This window comes from Pseudomonas sp. GL_117 (assembly GCF_057835125.1).
Window position 1 is genome coordinate 2,787,292 of sequence record NZ_CM174418.1, and the last position, 21,191, is coordinate 2,808,482.

General features: G+C 63.1%; 17 protein-coding genes. 7 read left to right on the forward strand and 10 right to left on the reverse strand.

What is annotated here, in order from left to right; translation table 11 throughout:
• Positions 1-37: 37 nt before the first annotated feature.
• Genes treS through AC3ISR_RS12475 form a run of 3 tightly spaced genes read left to right on the forward strand, consistent with a single transcriptional unit; the run spans position 38 to position 6,831 of the window.
• On the forward strand, positions 38-3,379 hold the full coding sequence (gene treS / locus AC3ISR_RS12465) for a maltose alpha-D-glucosyltransferase (RefSeq protein ID WP_463983935.1): 3,342 nt from the start codon (positions 38-40) through the stop codon (positions 3,377-3,379).
• Entirely contained in the window at positions 3,376-5,613 is a 2,238-nt protein-coding gene (glgB, locus tag AC3ISR_RS12470; RefSeq protein ID WP_463983934.1) for a 1,4-alpha-glucan branching protein GlgB, read from the forward strand. Before treS ends, glgB begins: the two co-directional genes overlap by 4 nt.
• Before the next feature lie 51 nt (positions 5,614-5,664).
• On the forward strand, positions 5,665-6,831 hold the full coding sequence (locus AC3ISR_RS12475; RefSeq protein WP_463983933.1) for a GGDEF domain-containing protein: 1,167 nt from the start codon (positions 5,665-5,667) through the stop codon (positions 6,829-6,831).
• Between the two features lie 4 nt (positions 6,832-6,835).
• Here AC3ISR_RS12475 and AC3ISR_RS12480 read toward each other — a convergent pair whose 3' ends face one another.
• The 6 genes from AC3ISR_RS12480 to AC3ISR_RS12505 form a co-directional block, all read right to left on the reverse strand.
• Positions 6,836-9,022 carry an ATP-binding protein gene (locus AC3ISR_RS12480; protein ID WP_192299599.1) on the reverse strand — a complete coding sequence of 729 codons (2,187 nt, stop codon included), beginning with the start codon at positions 9,020-9,022 and terminating at the stop codon, positions 6,836-6,838.
• A 139-nt stretch (positions 9,023-9,161) separates the two neighbouring features.
• Entirely contained in the window at positions 9,162-10,013 is an 852-nt protein-coding gene (locus AC3ISR_RS12485) for a CAP domain-containing protein (protein ID WP_192299598.1), read from the reverse strand.
• 82 nt (positions 10,014-10,095) lie between these two features.
• Positions 10,096-11,421 carry an MFS transporter gene (locus tag AC3ISR_RS12490; protein ID WP_192299597.1) on the reverse strand — a complete coding sequence of 442 codons (1,326 nt, stop codon included), beginning with the start codon at positions 11,419-11,421 and terminating at the stop codon, positions 10,096-10,098.
• A 58-nt stretch (positions 11,422-11,479) separates the two neighbouring features.
• On the reverse strand, positions 11,480-12,673 hold the full coding sequence (gene lhgO, locus AC3ISR_RS12495) for an L-2-hydroxyglutarate oxidase (RefSeq protein ID WP_192299596.1): 1,194 nt from the start codon (positions 12,671-12,673) through the stop codon (positions 11,480-11,482).
• A 103-nt stretch (positions 12,674-12,776) separates the two neighbouring features.
• Positions 12,777-13,487 carry a FadR/GntR family transcriptional regulator gene (locus tag AC3ISR_RS12500; protein ID WP_192299595.1) on the reverse strand — a complete coding sequence of 237 codons (711 nt, stop codon included), beginning with the start codon at positions 13,485-13,487 and terminating at the stop codon, positions 12,777-12,779.
• Positions 13,488-13,541: 54 nt separating this feature from the next.
• Positions 13,542-14,714: an MFS transporter gene (locus AC3ISR_RS12505; RefSeq protein WP_463983932.1), complete on the reverse strand. Its 1,173-nt coding sequence runs from the start codon at positions 14,712-14,714 to the stop codon at positions 13,542-13,544.
• A gap of 113 nt (positions 14,715-14,827) precedes the next feature.
• Between AC3ISR_RS12505 and AC3ISR_RS12510 the strand changes: the two genes are divergently transcribed.
• Together AC3ISR_RS12510 and AC3ISR_RS12515 are read left to right on the forward strand one after the other, a co-directional pair.
• Positions 14,828-15,721 carry a LysR family transcriptional regulator gene (locus AC3ISR_RS12510; RefSeq protein ID WP_489324767.1) on the forward strand — a complete coding sequence of 298 codons (894 nt, stop codon included), beginning with the start codon at positions 14,828-14,830 and terminating at the stop codon, positions 15,719-15,721.
• A 28-nt stretch (positions 15,722-15,749) separates the two neighbouring features.
• Positions 15,750-16,427 carry a GNAT family N-acetyltransferase gene (locus AC3ISR_RS12515; RefSeq protein ID WP_489324768.1) on the forward strand — a complete coding sequence of 226 codons (678 nt, stop codon included), beginning with the start codon at positions 15,750-15,752 and terminating at the stop codon, positions 16,425-16,427.
• 148 nt (positions 16,428-16,575) lie between these two features.
• On the opposite strand, the gene AC3ISR_RS12520 is transcribed toward AC3ISR_RS12515, so the two are convergent.
• On the reverse strand, positions 16,576-17,208 hold the full coding sequence (locus AC3ISR_RS12520; protein ID WP_192299591.1) for a TetR/AcrR family transcriptional regulator: 633 nt from the start codon (positions 17,206-17,208) through the stop codon (positions 16,576-16,578).
• Positions 17,209-17,277: 69 nt separating this feature from the next.
• Between AC3ISR_RS12520 and AC3ISR_RS12525 the strand changes: the two genes are divergently transcribed.
• Positions 17,278-17,877 (forward strand): NAD(P)H-dependent oxidoreductase, encoded by a 600-nt coding sequence (locus AC3ISR_RS12525; protein WP_463983929.1) that lies wholly within the window; start codon positions 17,278-17,280, stop codon positions 17,875-17,877.
• Between the two features lies 1 nt (position 17,878).
• Here AC3ISR_RS12525 and AC3ISR_RS12530 read toward each other — a convergent pair whose 3' ends face one another.
• The 3 genes from AC3ISR_RS12530 to AC3ISR_RS12540 form a co-directional block, all read right to left on the reverse strand.
• Positions 17,879-18,268, reverse strand: coding sequence for a hypothetical protein (locus AC3ISR_RS12530; protein ID WP_192299589.1), 390 nt, complete (start codon positions 18,266-18,268; stop codon positions 17,879-17,881).
• A gap of 32 nt (positions 18,269-18,300) precedes the next feature.
• Positions 18,301-19,557, reverse strand: coding sequence for a 3-phosphoshikimate 1-carboxyvinyltransferase (locus AC3ISR_RS12535; protein WP_463983928.1), 1,257 nt, complete (start codon positions 19,555-19,557; stop codon positions 18,301-18,303).
• 91 nt (positions 19,558-19,648) lie between these two features.
• Positions 19,649-20,203 (reverse strand): UPF0149 family protein, encoded by a 555-nt coding sequence (locus tag AC3ISR_RS12540; RefSeq protein WP_192299587.1) that lies wholly within the window; start codon positions 20,201-20,203, stop codon positions 19,649-19,651.
• A 172-nt stretch (positions 20,204-20,375) separates the two neighbouring features.
• Between AC3ISR_RS12540 and AC3ISR_RS12545 the strand changes: the two genes are divergently transcribed.
• On the forward strand, positions 20,376-21,188 hold the full coding sequence (locus tag AC3ISR_RS12545; RefSeq protein WP_463983927.1) for a crotonase/enoyl-CoA hydratase family protein: 813 nt from the start codon (positions 20,376-20,378) through the stop codon (positions 21,186-21,188).
• The last annotated feature ends 3 nt before the right edge of the window (positions 21,189-21,191 follow it).

A 21,191-nucleotide genomic window follows, 5' to 3' on the forward strand; every position in this document is an offset into this window, starting at 1 on the left:
CTCCAGGTGGTTTTGAACGTATTCTCAGGAGTTTCCAATGGCGAAGAAGCCCGCCCCGAACACCTTTACCCAAGACCCGCTCTGGTATAAGGATGCGGTGATCTATCAAGTTCACGTCAAATCGTTTTTCGACGCCAACAACGATGGTATCGGCGATTTTGCCGGCCTGATCGCCAAACTCGATTACATCGCCGACCTTGGCGTCAACACCCTCTGGCTGTTGCCGTTCTACCCTTCGCCCCGCCGTGATGACGGCTACGACATCGCCGAATACTGTGGCGTGCACAGGGACTACGGCACCCTGGCCGACGCCAAGCGCTTTATCGCCGAGGCCCATAAGCGCGGGCTGCGGGTGATTACCGAGTTGGTGATCAACCACACCTCCGACCAGCACCCATGGTTCCAGCGGGCGCGCAAGGCCAAGTCGGGTTCGGCCGCGCGGGATTTCTATGTGTGGTCCGATGACGACCAGAAATACGCCGGCACCCGCATCATCTTTCTCGACACCGAGACCTCCAACTGGACCTGGGACCCGGTCGCCGGCCAGTACTTCTGGCACCGCTTCTACTCCCATCAGCCCGACCTCAACTTCGACAACCCGCAAGTCATGCAGGCCGTGCTCGCAGTGATGCGCTTCTGGCTCGACCTGGGCATCGACGGCCTGCGCCTGGACGCCATCCCCTACTTGATCGAGCGCGACGGCACGAATAACGAAAACCTGCCGCAAACCCACGAGGTGCTCAAACAGATCCGCGCCGAGATCGACGCCCATTATCCGGACCGCATGCTGCTGGCCGAAGCCAACCAATGGCCGGAGGACACACAACTCTACTTCGGTGACAAAAAAGGCGACGACGGCGACGAATGCCACATGGCCTTCCACTTTCCGCTGATGCCGCGCATGTATATGGCGCTGGCCCAGGAAGATCGCTTCCCCATCACCGATATTCTGCGCCAGACCCCGGAGATTCCCGCCAATTGCCAGTGGGCGATCTTCCTGCGCAACCACGATGAGCTGACTCTGGAGATGGTCACCGACAAGGAACGCGACTACCTGTGGAACTACTACGCCGCCGACCGCCGCGCGCGCATCAACCTGGGCATTCGTCGGCGCCTTGCGCCGCTGATGGAGCGCGACCGCCGCCGCATCGAGCTGCTCAACAGCCTGCTGCTGTCGATGCCTGGCACGCCAACCCTGTATTACGGCGATGAAATCGGCATGGGTGACAACATCTACCTCGGTGACCGCGACGGCGTGCGTACGCCGATGCAGTGGTCCATCGACCGCAATGGCGGCTTCTCCCGCGCCGACCCGGCCAGCCTGGTACTGCCGCCGATCATGGATGCGCAATACGGTTATCAGTCGGTCAATGTCGAAACCCAGGCCCAAGATCCCCATTCACTGTTGAATTGGACCCGGCGCATGCTCGCGGTGCGCAAACAGTCCAAGGCGTTTGGCCGGGGCAGCTTGAAGATGCTCTCGCCGAGCAACCGCCGCATCCTCGCCTATACCCGCGAGTTCACCGGCGAGGATGGTCGCAGCGAAATCATCCTGTGCGTGGCCAACGTGTCGCGCAGCGCCCAGGCCGCCGAGTTGGATCTGTCGGCCTACGCCGGCATGGTCCCGGTAGAGATGCTTGGCGGTAATGCCTTCCCGCCCATTGGCCAACTGAATTTCCTGTTGACCCTGGCGCCCTATGGTTTCTACTGGTTCGTGCTGGCCGCGGAAAACCAGATGCCCAGCTGGCACGTGGAACCGGCGCAAAGCATGCCGGACTTCACCACCCTGGTGCTTAAACAGCGCCTGGAAGAACTGCTTGAACCCGCGTGCCGCGCCACCCTGGAGCAGACTTCGCTACCCGCCTGGCTGCCCAAACGCCGCTGGTTCGCGGGCAAGGATGCGAGCATCGACAGCGTGCATATCGCCTACGGTGTGCGCTTTGGCGACCCGCAGCACCCGGTGTTGCTCAGCGAAATTGACGTGAGCAGCGGCGGGCAGGTCAGCCGTTATCAGTTGCCGTTCGGTTTTCTGGGTGAGGACCAGTTCACCAGCGCCTTGCCTCAGCAATTGGCCCTGGCCCGTGTGCGACGGGCGCGTCAGGTGGGGTTGGTGACCGACGCGTTCAGCCTTGAGCCGTTCATCCGTGCCGTTATCCATGGGCTGCAAGCCGGTACGCTATTGAACTCGAGCGAGGGCGAACTGCGCTTTGAAGCCACACCACACCTGGCCAAGCTGCCATTGGGCGACGACGCGCCAGTGCGCTACCTGTCGGCCGAGCAATCCAACAGCTCGGTGGTGGTGGGTGAAAGCCTGGTGCTCAAGCTGATTCGCAAAGTTGCCTCTGGGGTGCACCCTGAACTGGAAATGAGCGCCTACCTGACCGCTGCCGGTTACCCGAATATCTCGCCGCTGCTGGGCTCGGTGATTCGCCGTGACGGGGCAGGGCAGGACAACCTGTTGATGATCGCCCAGGGTTACCTGAGCAATCAGGGCGATGCGTGGGCCTGGACCCAGAACAACCTGGAACGGGCGATTCGCGATGAGCTGGCCCAAGCCATCTCCGAGCAGGAACAGCATTACAACGCCCTTGACGAACTCAAGGAGTTTGCCGGGTTGCTCGGCCGCCGCCTGGGCGAGATGCATGGGGTGTTGGGGGCCAAAACCAGCGACAAGGACTTCCGCCCCGAGCTCACCACGGCCAGGCAGGCCCAGGCCTGGGCCAAGGATGTGGCTGCGCAGATCGAGCGCGCCTTGCACCTGCTTGACCTTCATCAAAATCAATTGAACCCCGCGGATCAGGCGTTGGTCAGTGATTTGCTGGCGCAGAAAAAAGCCATCACCAGCCACGTTCAGGCATTGGCGAAAGCCACGCTGGGCGGCCTGCGGATACGCGTCCACGGCGATTTGCACCTGGGCCAGGTGCTGGTGGTGAAGGGCGATGCGTACCTGATCGACTTTGAAGGCGAGCCGGCGCGACCATTGCATGAACGACGTGGCAAGCACAGCCCCTATAAGGATGTGAGCGGCGTGCTGCGCTCCTTTGATTACGCGGCTGCGATGGCGCGCAATGACCAAGGCCTGGATCAATCGCCTACCGCGCAGTTGGCGCGCCGACGCGTGACCGAGCGTTACCTGACTGACGCACGTCAGGCATTTATCCAGGCTTATCAGTCAGCTACGTCTACACTGGCGCATGACTGGCAGGATGCCAAAGGCCAGGACGCCGCGCTGACGTTGTTCAGCCTGGAGAAGGCCGCGTATGAAGTGGCTTACGAAGCGGAAAATCGCCCAAGCTGGCTGCCGGTGCCCCTGCAAGGGTTGCACGGTCTGCTCAGCGGGCTTGTATCGAAAACCGCACGCGGTGGGGAGAGGTCATGAGCTTTACGAATAAAGAACCGCTGCAGCCTAAGTTGACAGCACTGCCGGCGTCCCACGACGTCGATGCGCTGGTACGCGCCGAACATCCGGACCCGTTCTCGGTTCTGGGCCCGCACGATGATGAACACGGTGGCCAGTTTATCCGCGCCTTTCTGCCAGAAGCCTTGAGCGTTCAAGTGCTGGAGCGCGACAGCGGCGAACTGATCGGCAGCCTGGACGCAACCCAGGTGCCGGGCCTGTTTGTCGGGCACTTCAAGCATCGCCAGGCGTACCTGCTGAAAATCCAGTGGGCCGGTGGCGAGCAGATTACCGAGGACCCCTACAGCTTCGCCCAATTGTTGCTGGGTGAAATGGACCTGTACCTGTTTGCCGAAGGCAACCACCGTGACCTCGGCAGTTGCCTCGGCGCCCAGGTGACCACGGTGGATGGCGTGCAGGGTGTGCGCTTTGCCGTGTGGGCACCGAATGCGCGGCGCGTGTCAGTGGTGGGAGATTTCAATATTTGGGACGGTCGGCGCCATCCGATGCGTTTGCGGCACCCGTCTGGCGTGTGGGAGATCTTTATCCCACGCCTGCAACCGGGCGCGGCCTATAAATACGAGATTCTTGGTGCTCATGGGATCTTGCCGCTCAAGGCCGACCCCATGGCGCTGGCGACCCAGCTGCCGCCCGACACCGCCTCCAAAGTCGCCCCGCCGTTGCAGGTCGACTGGCAGGACCATGGATGGATGCAGGCGCGGGCCGACAAACACAAAACCACCGCGCCGCTCTCGATCTACGAGCTGCACGTGGGCTCCTGGCAGTGCGAACTGGACGAAGCCGGCGAAGTCGCGCGCCAATATGGCTGGCGGGAACTGGCCGAGCGCCTGGTGCCCTATGTGCAGCAACTGGGCTTCACCCACGTCGAACTGATGCCGATCATGGAACACCCGTTCGGCGGCTCGTGGGGTTACCAGGCGTTGTCACAATTTGCACCGAGCGCACGTTTTGGTTCACCCGAAGATTTCGCCTACTTCGTCAACGCGCTGCATCAGGCAGATATTGGCGTGATTCTGGATTGGGTCCCGGCGCATTTTCCTACGGATACCCACGGCCTGGCGCAATTCGACGGCACTGCGCTGTACGAATACGCCAACCCGCTGGAAGGCTTTCACCAGGATTGGGACACGCTGATCTATAACCTTGGTCGCACCGAAGTGCATGGCTTTATGCTGGCCTCGGCGCTGCACTGGCTGAAACACTTCCATGTGGACGGCCTGCGCGTCGATGCGGTGGCGTCGATGCTGTACCGCGATTATTCGCGCAAGGCCGGGGAATGGGTGCCCAACCGCCACGGTGGTCGGGAGAACCTCGAAGCCATCGACTTCCTGCGCCACCTGAACGACGTTGTCGCCCTGGAAGCCCCCGGCGCGCTGGTGATCGCCGAGGAGTCCACCGCGTGGCCCGGCGTCAGCCAACCGACCCAACAGGGCGGCCTGGGCTTCAACTACAAGTGGAACATGGGCTGGATGCACGATTCGCTGCATTACATCCAGCAAGACCCGGTGTACCGCGCCCATCATCACAACGAGCTGAGTTTTGGCCTGGTGTATGCCTGGTCCGAGCGCTTCATCCTGCCGATTTCCCACGATGAGGTGGTGCACGGCAAACATTCGCTGATCGACAAGATGCCCGGCGACCGCTGGCAGAAGTTTGCCAACCTGCGCGCCTACCTGGCGTTCATGTGGATGCATCCGGGTAAGAAACTGCTGTTCATGGGCTGCGAATTCGGCCAGTGGCGCGAGTGGAACCACGACCAGCAACTGGACTGGTACCTGTTGCAGTACGCCGAACACAAGGGCGTACAAAAACTGGTCGGCGACCTCAACCGGCTGTACCGCGAGGAACCGGCACTGCACGAGCAGGACGACGCGCCCCAGGGCTTCCAGTGGTTGATCGGCGACGATGCGATCAACAGCGTCTACGCCTGGTTGCGCTGGAGCAAGGACGGCAGGCCGGTGCTGGTGGTGGCCAATTTCACCCCAGTGCCCCGCGAGGCGTACGCCGTGGGCGTGCCATTTGCCGGGCGCTGGAGCGAGGTGATCAATACGGATGCCGACACTTATGCCGGCTCCAACTATGGCAACGGCGGCGAAGTGTTTACCCAGGATGAACCGCGCCATGGGCAACCGGTGTCGTTGACGCTGAATCTGCCACCTCTGGGGGTGCTGATTCTGCGGCCGGACACGCCTTAAAGGCTCTGGCGTAATGGATTCTGTTGTCCGCGCTGCTGGCAGGATGCCACAATGGCGCCTTTGTCGTGGCAGTCAAAGCAGGCGGATTTCATGAATGGCCTTGGGCGTGAGCAGGACCAGGATTGCTTTATCGAAGAGCAGGTGCGAACCGATCGTTTGCACCAGCTGTTTCGCCAGTCATTTGCCGCGATTTTCGGCAGTTTCTTCGCCGCGATCATGCTGTGCTGGCTGTGCTGGGACCGGTTCGATCATCAGGTCATCCTGATCTGGCTGGTCGCGCTGAGCGCGTCCTCGCTGCTGCGTATCCACTTGTTCATGGGCTGGTTTCGCTGTCCCCGTGCCGAACGCACGCCGGAACGCTGGGAACGGCGCTACTGGCTGACACTGATGCTGTCCGCCGGAATCTGGGGGTTGGGCGCGTTTGCAGTGATGCCCACCGATGACCGCGTGTCCCAGGTGCTGGTGATGCTGTTTACCGTGGGTATGTCGGTCAGTGCGGTGTCGTGTTACTCGGCATATCGCTACATGACCTTGATGTCCATGTCCCTGGTGTTGTTGCCGTGTACCTTGTGGCTGCTGTTCCAGCCGTCACCGATGCAAGTCGGGGTGGCGGCGGCGGTGTTGGTGTTTTCGACCTTTGTGGTCAGCGCCACGCGCAAACTCTCGGACGCCCTGGAAAAAGCCTTTCGCCTGACCCGGCAGATGGAACGTGCCCACAATATTTCCGCCCGCGCCGCACAGACCGATGAGCTCACGGGCCTGATGAACCGCCGCGCCTTCTTTGAGCACGCCCAGTTGCTGTACGCGCAATGCCGGCGCAACCGGCAGCCCTTGTGTGCGCTGATGATGGACATGGACCACTTCAAGGACATCAACGACACCTACGGCCATCAGGCCGGGGACGAAGTGTTGCGCCAGATCGGCGGGGTGATCAGCGCGTCATTTCGCCAGTCGGATGTGTACGGTCGGTTGGGCGGCGAAGAGTTTGGCGTATTGCTGCCCAACACTTCATTGGACACCGCGCGTGACATCGCCGAACAGTTGGTCAAGTCCATCTCCGGGCTGGCCGCCGAGCCGGTGCACGGCTTGACCGCCAGCCTGGGCGTGGCCTCGAGCCGCAACCTTGACCAGGACTTGCACAGCCTGATGAATACGGCCGACAAGGCGCTGTACCGCGCCAAGGCCGAGGGTCGCAACCGCGTCGCAGTGGCGGAGTAGGGCGTCAGTCGCGCTGCATGGCCTTGGCCAGGACCCGTGCCACCTGGTCGGCGGAATAGGGCTTGGCGAGGAACTCAAAGCCTTCGTAGCCGCTGTCGGCCAGCTCTTCACTGTAGCCGGAGGTGAGCACCACCGGCAGGTCCGGCCGCCGTTGGCGCAGAACTTTGGCCATCACCACGCCAGTCATGCCGGGCATCACCACATCCGAGAACACCCCGTCGAACGCCATCGCATCCGGGCCTGCCAAGGTGAGTGCCTGTTCGGCATGGGTGGCCCAGGTGGTCTGGTAGCCCAGGTCTTGCAGGATCTGGTTGGCGAAACGGCCGACTTCCAGGTTGTCCTCCACGATCAGGATATGGCGCTGCCTCGTGTCGGTGACCGGGGCCTGTTCGTGGGTTGACGGGGCAGGCGAGTCCGCCTCTGCGGCCACGGCGGGCAAGTACAGGGTAAAGCGCGTGCCCTGACCCTGGGTGCTGGTCACATCGACGTTGCCGCCCGATTGTTTGGCGAAGCCGAACACTTGCGACAGGCCCAACCCGGTGCCTTTGCCGACGGCCTTGGTGGTGAAGAACGGCTCGAAGATACGTTCGAAGACGTCCGAGCCAATGCCGGCGCCGGTGTCGCTCAGTGAAACCGTCACGAACGGCTGATGCAACCCGGCATCGCCACGAATGCGCGGTAGCGCGCTGACAGTCGACACGCGCAGGGTCAAGGTGCCTTGGCCGTCCATGGCGTCGCGGGCGTTGAGGGCCATGTTGATCAGCGCGGTTTCGAACTGGCTGGAGTCGACGCGCACATGGCACGCCTGTGCGGGCAGTTCCACCTGCACGTGGATGCGCGCACCCGTGAGGCTTTCGAGCATCTCACCGATGTTTGCCACCCGCTGGCACGCGTCGAACACCTGCGGGTTCAGCGGTTGGCGCCTGGCGAAGGCGAGCAGTTGGCTGGTGAGCTTGCTGGCGCGCTCGACGGTGTCCGACACTGCCGCCATGTAGCGCTGGCGGCGCTCTTCGGACAGCCCCGGCTGGCGCAGGAAGTCCACCGAGGAGCGAATGATGGTCAGCAAGTTGTTGAAGTCGTGAGCCACGCCGCCGGTCAATTGGCCGATGGCTTCGAGTTTTTGCGATTGGTGCAGTGCGGCTTCGGCCTGGGTCAGGGCGAGGGTGCGCTCGGCGACCCGTTGCTCGAGCGTGGCATTGAGTTCTGAAAATGCCGCCAGCCCCTCGCGTACGGCCACATCGGCGCGTACGCGCTCGATATGCGCCCACGAGCGTTCGGTGACTTCGCCCACCAGCGCCAGATCGTAGGGCGACCAGGTGCGCGGGGATTTGTGGTGCGCGGCCATCAGCGCTGTCAGCCGGCCCTCCTTGATCAGTGGGAAACACACCGTCGCGGTAGCCCCCAGGGCTTGGTAGCTGGCCGACTCCTCTGGCGGGAATTCGACCCGGTTGTCGCGGATCACCAACGGTTCGCCGGCCCGCAGGCGGCGTACCGCCCGCTCGCCGAACGACGCCAGGCTGTAGCGCCCGACGATGCTTGGCGAGCCGGGAGCCGCCCAATTGCCGCGAATGGTAAAGCCATCCTCGTCAGCGTCCATGTCGGCATACGCGCAATTGGTGACTTGCAGGTGCTGCGCCAGCAAGCGCGTGGTGCTGGTCATGATGGCTTCGGCATCGGTGGCATTGGCCACGGCGTTGCCGATGGCATCGAGCATGGCCAGGCGACGGGTGAGAAACACGGTCGCGGTGGTTTCGGTGACGGTGTCGAGCATGCCGACCACGGCGCCGCGAGGGTCACGGATCGGGCTGTAGCAAAAGGTGAAATACGCCTGCTCGGGCCCGGCGCCGCGTTCGATCACCAGCGGGTAGTTTTCAATGTAGGTCGCATGCCCTTCAAAGGCCGCCTGGGCGATGGGGCTGATATCACGCCAGACTTCGCTCCACACTTCACTGAATGGGCGACCCAGGGCGTAGGGCTTGTCACCCAGGATCGGGATAAACGCATCGTTATAGAGCATGGTCAGCGACGGCCCCCACACGATGGCTTGGGGGAAGCTTGAGGCAAAGCACAGTGCGACGGTGGTCTTGAGTACGTCCGGCCATAGCTCAAGCGGGCCCAGCGGCGTACTGGCCCAGTCATACACGCGCACCTGCTCGGCCATGTCGCTGCTGCTTTGCAGCCAATTCATCATTGGGAGAACACCTTGTTTGCCGCAACCTTTTAGTGGCCCGGAGGGTCAGGCCAACAAGCTACAGACCGGAATCGCCGTTGGCAGTTCAGCGCTATTATCCACGTGATAGCAATTTGATGCTCAGTCCAAATGATTGCCCCTATTGGCTGCCGAATAACCCCGTCCAATAGATGCCTGCATCACTCTTCGGGTCCATGGCGTACGCCGCACCCAGTTCGCGAAATTGCGGGTTCATCAGGTTGGCGCAATGCCCGGGGCTGGCGAGCCAGCCGTCTACCACTTTGCGCGGGGTGTCGAGACCGGCGGCGATGTTTTCACCGATGTTCTTTGCAATGTACCCCGCCAACTCGGCACGATCGCCCGGCGTGCGGCCGTCATGGTCGAGGTGGTCGAAGAAGTTGCCGTTGGCCATGTTGCGCGTGTGGCTGTTGGCAGCGCCGGCCAGGTCGTCGTTCCAGCTCAGCGGCGTGGTGGCGCTAAACGCCTGGGTGCCGCATTGGCGTGCCTGGGATCGGGCGGTGTTGATCAGGTTGAGCAGTTGCTTGCCTTCGGTCTGCCAGTCGCCAAGGCCGCTGGACAGCAGCGGGCGGGCGAGCACGATGCGCCAGTCCTGGCCGCTGTTGCTTACGCCGATGTCGACAAATTGCGGGTCCAGCACCACGCGGCAGAAGCTTTCGCGCACGGCCTTCATCGCCGACGTTGCATCCTTGGGACCGGACAGGCTGATGGCCTGTACGTTGACCATCGGATACGCCGCCCGCGCCAGGGCCTGTTGCAGGTCGCCGACGTTGTTGGCCGGCAACACCAGCCGCGTATCGCTGGTCAGCGGTGGCAGTTCCTGGGAACCCTGGTCGCCGCAGCGCTGGAGCTGGCTGCGGTAGACGTTGATCTGTTGTATCAACTGACTTTCTTCATTCGCCATCGCGCTGGCGCAGAACACCGAACTGGCGGCCAGCGTCGTGAGACCCATCATCAATGACAGAACGCGCATGGACATTACCCTTGAGCTTGTAAAGTGCCCATGATGCGCGATGTGGGTGCGTCCATGCACCCGTTGGTCTGAACTTTTTCCTTCAGTTCTTGAATGTGGAGTGCTTGCGACCCTGGTCACACAGGGCGAATACCACCACCAGCAGCGCGGAAATCGCCAGGATGATCACCACGCCATCGGTGGAGTGGGTGGCCGATGCCGCCACCATCGACAACGCACCCAGTGGTGCCAGCCCGCCGGCGATGGCGGTACCGATTTCGCGCCCGGTGCCAAAACCCGAGGAGCGGGTCTGGGTCGGGAACTGGCGGCTCAGGAACGAACCCTGCGGGGCAAACATCATGGGTGCAAGGATGCCGGTGCCAACGCCGATGGCGATGTAGATCATCAGGCTTTCGCCGGTGTTGAGCAGGGCCAGGAACGGGTAGGCGAACAGCAGCGAGCACAGCCCGCCGAGCATCAGCACGGTCTTGCTGCTCCACTTGTCGCACAGCCAGCCAAAGCAGGGTACGGCGACAATCGCGATCAGGCTGGCGATGGTTACCGACAGCGAGGTGACGTGCACATCCACCCCTTTGAACTGGGTCAGGTAGGCCAGGGAGAAGGTCTTGAAGATGTAGCTCAGGGCGTTGTAGCCAATCGCCACGAAAAACACCACGGCCAGGCCCTTGAGGTCATTCTTGAACAGCGCCTTGAGTGGCGAGGCCTTGGCCTTGGTCGCTTCTTTGCTCAGTTGGTTGAACTGTGGGGTTTCCGGAATGCTGTTGCGCACCCACAGGCCGACGCCTACCAGCACGATGCTGCACACGAACGGGATGCGCCAGCCACCGGCCAGCAGGAACTCGTTGCCATTGATGGTCAGCAGGTACACGGTCAGCGACGACAGCAACAGGCCCAGGTTAAGGCCCAGTGCCGGCCAGGCGCCCTGGCTGCCGCGTTTGCCTTGGGAGGCGTGCTCGTAGGACGTCACCGCCGCGCCCGACAGCTCGGCACCGGCGCCCAGGCCCTGGATGATGCGGATAAACACCAGCAGGATCGGCGCCCAGATGCCGATGGAGGCGTAACTGGGGATCAGCCCGATCAGGGTGGTGCACACCCCCATCAGGCAGAAGGTCAGCACCAGCACTTGCTTGCGGCCGAACTTGTCACCGAGGTAGCCGAACAGAATCCCGCCGAACGGGCGTGCGATAAAACCGATGGCAAAGGTGGAAAAGGCCATCAGTGTGGCGGTCTTGGGGTCGCTGTTATCAAAGAAGATCTTCGAGAACACGATGGCCGCCATGGTGGCGTACAGGTAAAAGTCGTACCACTCCAGCATCGAACCGAAGATGGTCGCGGCGGCCACCTTGCGCAGGCGCTTGCGGGTTTGCTCGGGGGTTTCGGTGCCGGGAATCGGGGCAGTTACCGTCATGTTGTACTTCCTTCTGGGTCTTTGTAGTTATTGTCAAATGGACGCGTGGTGCGGGGTGTTACTCGGGCTTGAACAGGCGGTCGGCGATCATCGCGCCGATGGGCATGGCGGACGTCGCGGCGGGTGAGGGCGCGTTGCACACGTGGAGCATTCGTGGGGTCTGGGCGAACAGGAAGTCGTGTACCAGGCTGCCGTCGCGCATCACCGCCTGGGCGCGGATGCCCGCCTCATAGGGCAGCAGGTCGTCGAGGGTCAGCGATGGGCAGTACTTGCGGCACTGCTCCAGGTAGCCGGATTTGAACAGCGAGTTCTTCATCTCGGTCGTGCCGGAGCCGAGGTTTTGCCAGATGGTTTTCCAGAAGCCGGGGAAGCTGGCGTACTGCGCCACGTCGCGCCAGTTCACCGAGAACTTGCGGTAGTTCTCGCGGCCCAGGCCAAGCACGGCATTTGGGCCGACGGTGACGCTGCCGTCGATCATGCGCGTGAGGTGTACGCCGAGAAACGGCAGCTCCGGGTCGGGAATCGGGTAGATCAGGTGGTTGACGATGTTGTTTTTCGCCGCTGGCAGGCGGAAGTACTCACCGCGAAACGGGATGATCTGGTGGTCGATCGGTATGCCGGCCAGCGTTGCCAGGCGGTCCGACTGCAAGCCCGCGCACACCACCAGGCGGCGGGCCTGCCAGCTTTCGCCACGGGTGTTGACCGTGACTTTGTCGGTGTCTTCATGGATCGCGGTGACGGTACGCTCCAGGCAGATCTCGCCGCCGTTGCGGCGGATCACCCGGGCCATGGTGTCGCAGACCTGGCGATAGTCGACGATGCCGGTGGCGTCGAGGAACAGCCCGCCGAGGCCGACGATGTTCGGTTCACGCTGGCGCAACTGGTCGGCGTCGAGGCGCTCGACCTTCATGCCATTGAGCTGGGAGCGTGCGTACAAGGCTTCCATGCGCTGCATTTCCAGGGGGCTGGAGGCCACCAGTAATTTGCCGCATACCTCGAACTTGATCCCGTGTTCAGTGCAGAACTGTTTGGTCTGCTCGGCGCCGCGCTTGCACAGGTCCGCCTTGAGGCTGCCCGGCGCGTAGTAGATGCCGGCGTGGATCACGCCGCTGTTGTGGCCGGTCTGGTGTTTGGCCAGCACTGGCTCTTTTTCCAGGATCACCAGCGAGGCACCGGGCTGGCGCTTGAGCAGTTCCATCGCCGTGGCCAGGCCGACGATGCCGCCGCCGATAATGCAATAGTCGTGAATCATGGGGTGGGCTACCTAAAGTTGCACATTTCGGTCTGCTTATCAGGTTGTCAGACTAATGTTTTTGTTAAAAAAATGGCGTGTCCAGGACACGCTACTTAAAGGATCAGTTTGTCTCGGGCAGCTCCAGGCTCAGACGCCGTGCCGCTGCGCGCAGGTGGGCTTCAGCGCTGGCGGCGGCGCGTTGGGCGTCGCCATCGGCAATCGCCTGAAAGAGCTGCTGGTGCTCCTGGGTGGCGTCGGCAGAGCCGGTGGCGAAGCGTGATGCGGAGTTTTCCCAGGCGGTTTTGCGCGCGCTGGCCAATTGGCTCCTGAGAAAGTCGTGGAAGGCGACGAAGTATTCGTTTTTGCTGGCGTCGGCGATGGCGCGGTGGAATTCCACGTCGGCGATGGCGGCGGCTTCGAAGTTATCGCGGTTGTCCTGCATGGCTTGCAAGGCACTTTTCATGCGGTGCAGGTCGGCCTCGTCACGGCGCTTTGCGGCAATCGAGGCGGCTTGGGTTTCGATCCACAGGCGCACTTCGAACATCTGCGCCAGGTCCGGGCTGCGACCATTGGGCTGCGGGAACCGGAACACCGTGCCGGCAGGCGTCTGCGAGATAAACGAGCCCAGACCACGGCGGGCGGTGATGATGCCGTCGGCCTTGAGCTGGGCGATGGCTTCGCGCACCACCGAGCGGCTGACGTTGAGTTGTTCGGCCAGTTGCTGTTCGGTAGGCATGCGCGATTCCGGCGGCAATTGACCGGAATCGATTTCTGCGCGAATCGCGCTGACAACCCGCACGACAAGCGAGTCGGGGCGCTGGAGCTCAAGCATGGGACAACCTTGGTAATCAGGTTGTCAGACAATAGTCGTTACGATTTTACCTTGTCAATATTTGTGTCGTATTCCTGCCGCCAGCAGGATCAGGCCCACCGCCACGCCAAAGGTGCTGTGCAGGCCAAAAGCCACGGCCTGCGGGGTGGCGCGGATCACATCCGGCGTGGCCCAGGCGAACACCGCACCCAGGCCCGAGGCGCCGACAATCAAGCCGATATTGCGCGACAGGTTCAGCAGCCCCGATACCGTGCCCCGGCGCGCGCCGTCCACATCGCGCATCACTGCGGTGTTGTTGGCGGCCTGGAACAGGCTGTAACCCGTCGTCAGCAAGACCAGCGCGCCCAGGTAGGCCGGCAGCCCGGCGGCCAGCGCGAGTGACAGCGCGCCCACGGCCATGATGCCGAGCCCGGCGAGGGTCATGGGCGGGCTACCGAAACGGTCGGTGAGGTGGCCCGCCGGTACGCCGGTGACGGCGGCGACACACGGCCCGACCGCCATCACCAGGCCCATCCAGCCCGGCGCGAGCCCCAGGCCGCGGGACAAGTAGAACGGACCGACCACAAACGTCGCCATCATCACCGCCGATACCAGCGCGCTCCGGGCCAGGCCCGAACGCAGGCCGGGGGTTCCGAGTGCCGACCAGAATGGCCCGCCTGGACGTGCCCCGTCCTCCATCGGTAGATACCGCCAGGCGAGCGCGGTCGCCAACAGGCCCAGTGGCACGCCAAGCACAAACAGCGCGCGCCAGTTCCACAGGCTCAACAACACACCGCCGAGGCTGGGGCCCATGGCGGTGCCGACGGCCGAGAGCGTGCCGAGCAAACCCATCACCCGGCCGGTGCGTTCCTTGCTGACGGTGTCACCGACCATACCCAGGGTCATCGCCATCATGACCGCGGCGCCCAAGCCTTGCAGCACCCGCGCGGCGATCAGCCAGGGCAGGGTGGGCGCCATGCCGCAAAGCCCGCAGGCCGCCGCGAACACCAGCAAGCCAGCCAGCAACAGCCGCCCGCGCCCAAGTCGATCCCCCAGGCGCCCGGCACTGACAATCACCGCCGTGATCGCCAGCAGATACGCGATGACCACCCACTGCACTGCCTGGAACGGCGCCTCGAACGCCTGCGCCAGGCTGGGCAGGCCGACATTGGCGATGCTGGTGCCAAGGGAGGCCAGCAACATGGACAGTGACAGGCTGAACAGCGCGCCGCGTGAAGAGGTCTGCATCCGGAATTCCTTGAGTGATCGCAACTGTTACAAATCTACGGCGTCGCCTAACATGGCGGAAGACGCATGGGTTGCACTGAATACCTGCGTGTAACGCCTGATAAGGAGCGCCGATGCCCGATCTGAATCTGTTGATCACCCTGGACGTGTTGCTCGCCGAAGGCAGCGTTGCCGGTGCAGCCAAGCGCCTGCGCCTGAGCCCCTCCGCCATGAGCCGTGCATTGGCGCGCCTGCGTGAAACCACCGGCGACCCGTTGCTGGTGCGCGCCGGGCGTGGCCTGGTGCCGACGCCGCGTGCGCTGCAGTTGCGCGAACAGGTCAGCCAACTGGTGCAGGACGCCCATGCCGTACTGCGGCCCTTGCAAAGCCTGGACATGGCCTCTGTCGAGCGCACCTTTACCTTGCGCGCCAGCGAGGAGTTCGTCGAAAACGTCGGCCCGGCGCTGCTCGCACGGATTGCCCGCGAGGCTCCCGGCGTGCGCCTGCGTTTCGTCAACAAGACCGACAAGGACAGTGCGTTGCTGCGCGAAGGCAGCGTCGACCTGGAAACTGGCGTGGTCGACCCCGCCGGCAGCCCGGAAGTGCTGACCCAGGCGTTGTTCCGCGACCGTTTGATTGGCGTGGTGCGCAGTGGGCATCCACTGAGCCAGGGCGACGTCAGCGTGCAGCGCTATGCCGAAGGCCAGCATGTCTACGTCTCCCGTCGCGGACAGGACCGTGGGCAGATCGACTTTGCCCTCGAAGGCCTGGGCCTGGCCCGGCAGATCAGCACCATCGTTGCCGGTTTCGCCACCGCCATCGCCCTGGCCCGCAGCACCGATCTGATCGCCAGCGTGCCCGAGCGCTACACCCTGCACCAACGCGAAGGCTTGCACAGCTTTGCGCTGCCATTGAGCCTGCCGACGTTTACCGTGGCCATGCTCTGGCACCCGCGTCTGGACGCCGACCTGGCCCATCGCTGGTTGCGTGGATGTTTGCGTGAGGTGTGCGGGCAGCAACAGGTATAATCGCCGCACCCCAACCCCAGGAATTTGCATGTTCAGCCTTACCCGCTACACCACGCCGTGCCCGGAGTCCATCAATGGCCAGATCCTGCAACTGGTGGTGGACAACCTCACCGATATCAGCAGCGTGGCACTGCCACCGAGCAACTTGCTCTACAACATCTACCAGTACGCCATCGGCTTTGAGGTGCACCTGTACCTGGAAGCCTTGAACGGTGCGAAGGGGATTGCGGTTGAACTGGTCGTGGCCACCGATGCCCAGAACCCGGAAAAGGTGATCGGCTTTGTGTTGTATTTGCCGGTCAAGGACGACCCCGAGGCGTGCGGCATTGCGTTCATGGCGGTGCAGCAGGGGTGCCGGCGCCAGGGCGTGGCGCGCGGCATGGTGGGCGAGGTGCTTGCGCGCTATCCCCACGCCGAGCTGGCCTGCGCGGTGGAAAAGGTGCCGGCCTTCGAAGCCATGGGCTTCCAGGTGCGCGGCGCACGCGACACCCAGGTGCTGATGAATACCCGCGATTACGCGACCGACGGGCTGATGGGCGTGGTGGAGGTGACGTCGATCTACAGCTCGCTTGAAGTGCGGCAGATCCACACCTACCTGCTGCAAAAACACGGCAAGCGCGCGATGGTCGATGCCGAGAAGCAGCGCGACCGTCACCTTGATCAACTGGCGCGCAAGGTGCAGGTGTTTTTGCGGGGGCGTGGCTGAAATAGCGCGCCGCTGTGTGAGATATGTTGCCCGAGCCAACGCTTTCGCGGGCAAGCCCGCTCCCACATTTGATCGCGGTTGATGGAGGGTGAGTGTTCGGCTGGAGATCGTCCAGGCACTGCCAATCCCCTGTGGGAGATGTCGAGCTTCAGCGCGGCTTCGAAAGCGGCGGCACTGGCGATACAGATCGCCGATTCACCATCGCCATGATCGTCGCCAACAGCTCCTGCTGCGCCTCTTCCCGGCTGATTTCAGCACTGGCCGCCGCCTGGGACAGCGCTTCCGCCGCCCCCAGCATGGCGCGCAATCCGGCCTGGGACACACACCCGTCGGGCGCAAACGGCGACAGCGCGTCGCGGCATTTATCCAGGAAAATCCCCTCGTACTGGCGCTTGAGGCTTTCCAGCTCGGGTGAACTGCTCAGCGCGGCGATCACCCCTGGGATTTCGCGGCCCTGCAATAACACGCAATCGACGTAGGACGAGGCAATCACCCACGCGCGGTCCTCCAGTGTCGCGTTGCTCGCCTCGATAGCCTCGGCAAACAGCTGATTCTGGCGCCCATCAAAGTCTTCATACAGCGCGGCGAGCAACCCGGCGCGGGTGACAAAGTGGTCGTAGACCACCGGCTTGGTCACCCCCGCGAGTTCCGCGAGGCGGCCCAGGGTCAGGGCGTCGGTACCTTCATCGCGCACCAGTTGCCAGGCCACATCCAACAGCTGGCGCAGGCGATCTTCGCGCGACAGGCGGCGACGTGGGGCAGGGGATTCATGGCTTGACATGCTTATATACCAAAAGTAACTTACCAAAGGTAACTTAAGCCCAGCCTAAACCGAAATGGAGTCAATGTCATGCACGCTCTGATCGTTGTTGCCCATCACGACCCGCAATCCCTCACCCATAGCATTGCTGTGCAAGCCGCAGCGGGGCTGACCGCTGCCGGTCACACCCATGAGATCGCCGACCTCGCCGCCGAAGGTTTCGACCCACGTTACGGCGCCGCCGACCAGCGCGTGCATCGCAGCCGCGCCGAGCCGCCTGCCGATGTGCTGGCCGAACAGGCGCGTATCGACCGTGCCGATGCGCTGATACTGGCGTTCCCGATCTACTGGTGGTCGCTGCCGGGCCTGCTCAAAGGCTGGATCGACCGCGTGTTCGTCAACGGCTGGGCGATTGATTACGGTCCGGATAAACCAGTGGTGAAAAAGCTGCGGCACTTGCACGTGCACTTGCTGGCCGTCGGTGCGGCGGATGAAAGCGCATTTGAGCGTCACGGTTACGCCAAGGCCATGCGCACGCAGATCGACCATGGGATTTTTGATTACTGCGGGGCGAAGGTGCTGACCTCTGAGCTGATGCTGGAGTCGGAAAGCGGCACCGCGCAGGCGCACCTGAACACCGCCCGGGCGATCGGGCAGCGGCTGTTCCAAGGGGAAACCGTGGCGGGTTGATTCAACCTTCGCGAAACAGGTCGTGGGCGTCGAGCAGGCGGTAGGCAATCTCCGGGCGCTTCTCCAGGCCCCGGCGAATCGCTGCCGGAATCGCTTGCCGGGTCTTGCGGCACAGGCCCGGCAAGGCGTCGATCTCGATCTGAATCCCGCGCATGCTCCTGACCTCGGTGTGCCCCGGCGCGACCTGCACGCGGATGCCCAATTGCTGGTACATCAGCTGCTGCATGCGCTCCAGGTCTTGCAGGCTCTTGAGGTCTTCAAGGCGCTCGACCAGTTTCTTCTCTTCCTGGCGCGTGAGGTTGAGGATGCGCACATCGGCGCCAGGGCTTTGCAGCAGTTGTTCGCGGTCGCAGTCGCAAGCGCCGGGTGGGCAGGGTTGGCGAATATTCATGTGCTTGGCCTCCCCATTCCGACGCTGCCGGCTCAGTCGCTGAGCTGGACCCCAAGACTGCCCAGGGCCTTCCAGTAGTCAGGATAGGTCTTGGCCACGCAGTCGGGGTCCTGAATGCGGATGCCCGCGACTTTCAACCCGGCCAGGGCAAAACACATGGCGATGCGGTGGTCGGCGTGGGTGTCGATCAACGCATTGCACGAGGTACCGGCCAGTGCCGGATCGCTGGCTACGAGCAGGTCGTCGCCTTCGATGGTCGCCAGGCCCGGGCGGATCTCATTGAGGCCGTCATGCAGCGCCTGCACGCGGTCACATTCCTTGACGCGCAGGTTGGCCAGCTCGGTGAAGCGCACCGGGGTGTTGTTGAACGCTGCGAGTACCGCGAGGGTCGGGATCGCGTCCTGCATCTGCGAGCCGACCACCGTGGCCTGCATGTCTGGGAACTGGGCGATCACGGCCTGGGCCTTGGCGTCCGGTTGGGTGAAGTCCTGGGCGGCGACGCCGATGTCGATGCGCCCGCCAGTCAGCACTTCGGCGGCCCACAGGTAGGTGGCGGCGGACGCGTCCGGTTCGATCAGGTAATCGTGGGCGCTGTAGCCGGTCGCAGCCACGCGCCAGGTGGTGTCGTTGACTTCTTCGATCCGGGCGCCGAAGGCACGCATGCAGTCGAGGGTCAGGTCGACGTAGCCACGGGCACCGATGTCCTTGCCGGTCAGCGCCACTTCAATCGGGGCGTCGCCGCAGGCGGCGAGCATCAGCAGGGCCGAGACATACTGGCTGGACAGGCCGCCGTCGATCTCGAAGCGCTTGGCCTGCACCTTGCCCACGCCGTGCACGGTCACTGGCGGGCAGCCGGTCGGGCTGTCGACCGCGATGCCGTTGGCGCGCAGGGTCGCCAGCAGCGGGCCGATCGGGCGTTTTTGCATGTAGTCGTCGCCGGTCAGCACCACGGTGCCTTCCACGGTGGCGACGGCGGCGCTCAGAAAGCGCATCGCGGTGCCGGCATTGCCGAGGAACAGCGGTTGCGTCGGCAGTTGCAGCTTGCCGGAGCTGGTGACGACAAAGGTGGTGTCGTCCGGCTCGTCGATGCTCACGCCCATCTGGCGCAGGGCCACCGACATATGGCGGGTGTCATCGCTCTTCAGCGCGCCGCTCAGGCGGCTGGTGCCCTTGGCCAGGGCCGCCAGCAACAGGGCGCGGTTGGTAATGGATTTGGAGCCGGGGGGCGCGACCTTGCCATTGAGGGGGAAATTGGGCGGTGTAACGGTCACGGTTTTCTGCGAACTCAAGGTACAAGGCTCCTGATGCAAGGCAAGGTGGTACGGAGTGGCCGACGGGCGGACCCGAATAATCGGCCAAACCCGCAGTGCTTGTCGAGGCTTAGCGCTGGCTGAGCCAGTAATCGTGCAGCGCCCGCGCCGCCGGTTCGATCTGGCTGACGCGCTGCTGGTGCGCTGCCACATCCAGGTCGGCTGGCAGTTCGAAATTGTCCTGTTCGGCGCACCAGGAGATTTTTTCCAGTTCGGCGGCCTGTGGTGCTGGCAGCGCGGGCCAGTTGCCGATGGCGGCGCCACGGATATAACCAAAGCACCATTCCTCGGCGAGGGTCACCGTTTGCCCTTGGTGTTCGGTGTCGTCAAAGCGGGCCTTGAAGCCCGTCGCATCGGTCGCCAGCTGCCCGGCCAGGGTGTTGATGTGGCGGACGCACAGTTCAAGGAAGCGTTGCGCCTCGTCCATGTTGTCCCACGCGGGATTCTGGCCGCCCCAGATCGCCGGGAACCACTCGGCCACATCCACCTGGGCCGGGCTCGACACCAGTGCCGTGAAGTAACCGTCCAGTTCGGCGAGGTTCAGCACCGAATGGTCGTCGCCATACTTTTGCAGGGTGTCTTCGATAAAGTCGAATTCGGCCGGGGAGAGGGGTTGGGCGTGCATGGGCATATCCTTCAAACGTCGAGCGCCGCGGACGGGGCGGCTTAAAACGCGAAGGATGGCGTGTGTGCGGGGTTTTATCCAGCGTTTTCCCAGTCCCGCTTTTGGCCGATGCGCCGTTGTGCACCCTTGTTATAGTTCGGCCCTTATCACTCGCCAGTCAGGGATCACTGCCATGTCCGAATATCAAGCTTTCGTTGTCGAACTCAGCGGCAATGTTGCCCATGTGCAGATCAACCGCCCGGAAAAGATCAACGCGATGAACGCGGCGTTCTGGACCGAGATCATCGACATCTTCCAGTGGATCGAAGACACCGACGCGGTACGCGCCGTGGTACTGAGCGGTGCCGGCAAGCATTTCTCCTCGGGGATCGATTTGATGATGCTGGCCTCGGTGGCCAACGAATTCGGTAAGGACGTGGGCCGCAATGCGCGTCTGCTGCGGCGCAAGATCCTCGAACTGCAAGCCTCGTTCAACGCCGTCGACAACTGCCGCAAACCCGTGCTGGCGGCGATCCAGGGTTACTGCATCGGCGGCGCCATCGACCTGATCAGCGCCTGCGACATGCGCTACGCCGCCGAGGGCGCGCAATTCTCGATCAAGGAAATCGACATCGGCATGGCCGCCGACGTCGGCACCCTGCAACGCTTGCCGCGCATTATCGGCGACGGCATGTTGCGTGAGCTGGCCTACACCGGTCGCCAGTTCGGCGCCGAAGAGGCGCGCAGCATCGGCCTGGTCAATCGCGTTTACGCCGATCAGGAAAGCCTGCTGGCCGGTGTGATGGAGATCGCCCGTGAAATCGCCGCCAAGTCGCCGATTGCCGTGACCGGCACCAAAGCCATGATCAGCTACATGCGTGACCATACAGTCAATGATGGCTTGGAATACGTTGCCACCTGGAACGCGGCTATGTTGCAATCCAACGACCTGCGCGTGGCCATCGCGGCCCATATGAGCAAGCAGAAACCCGAATTCGTGGATTGACTG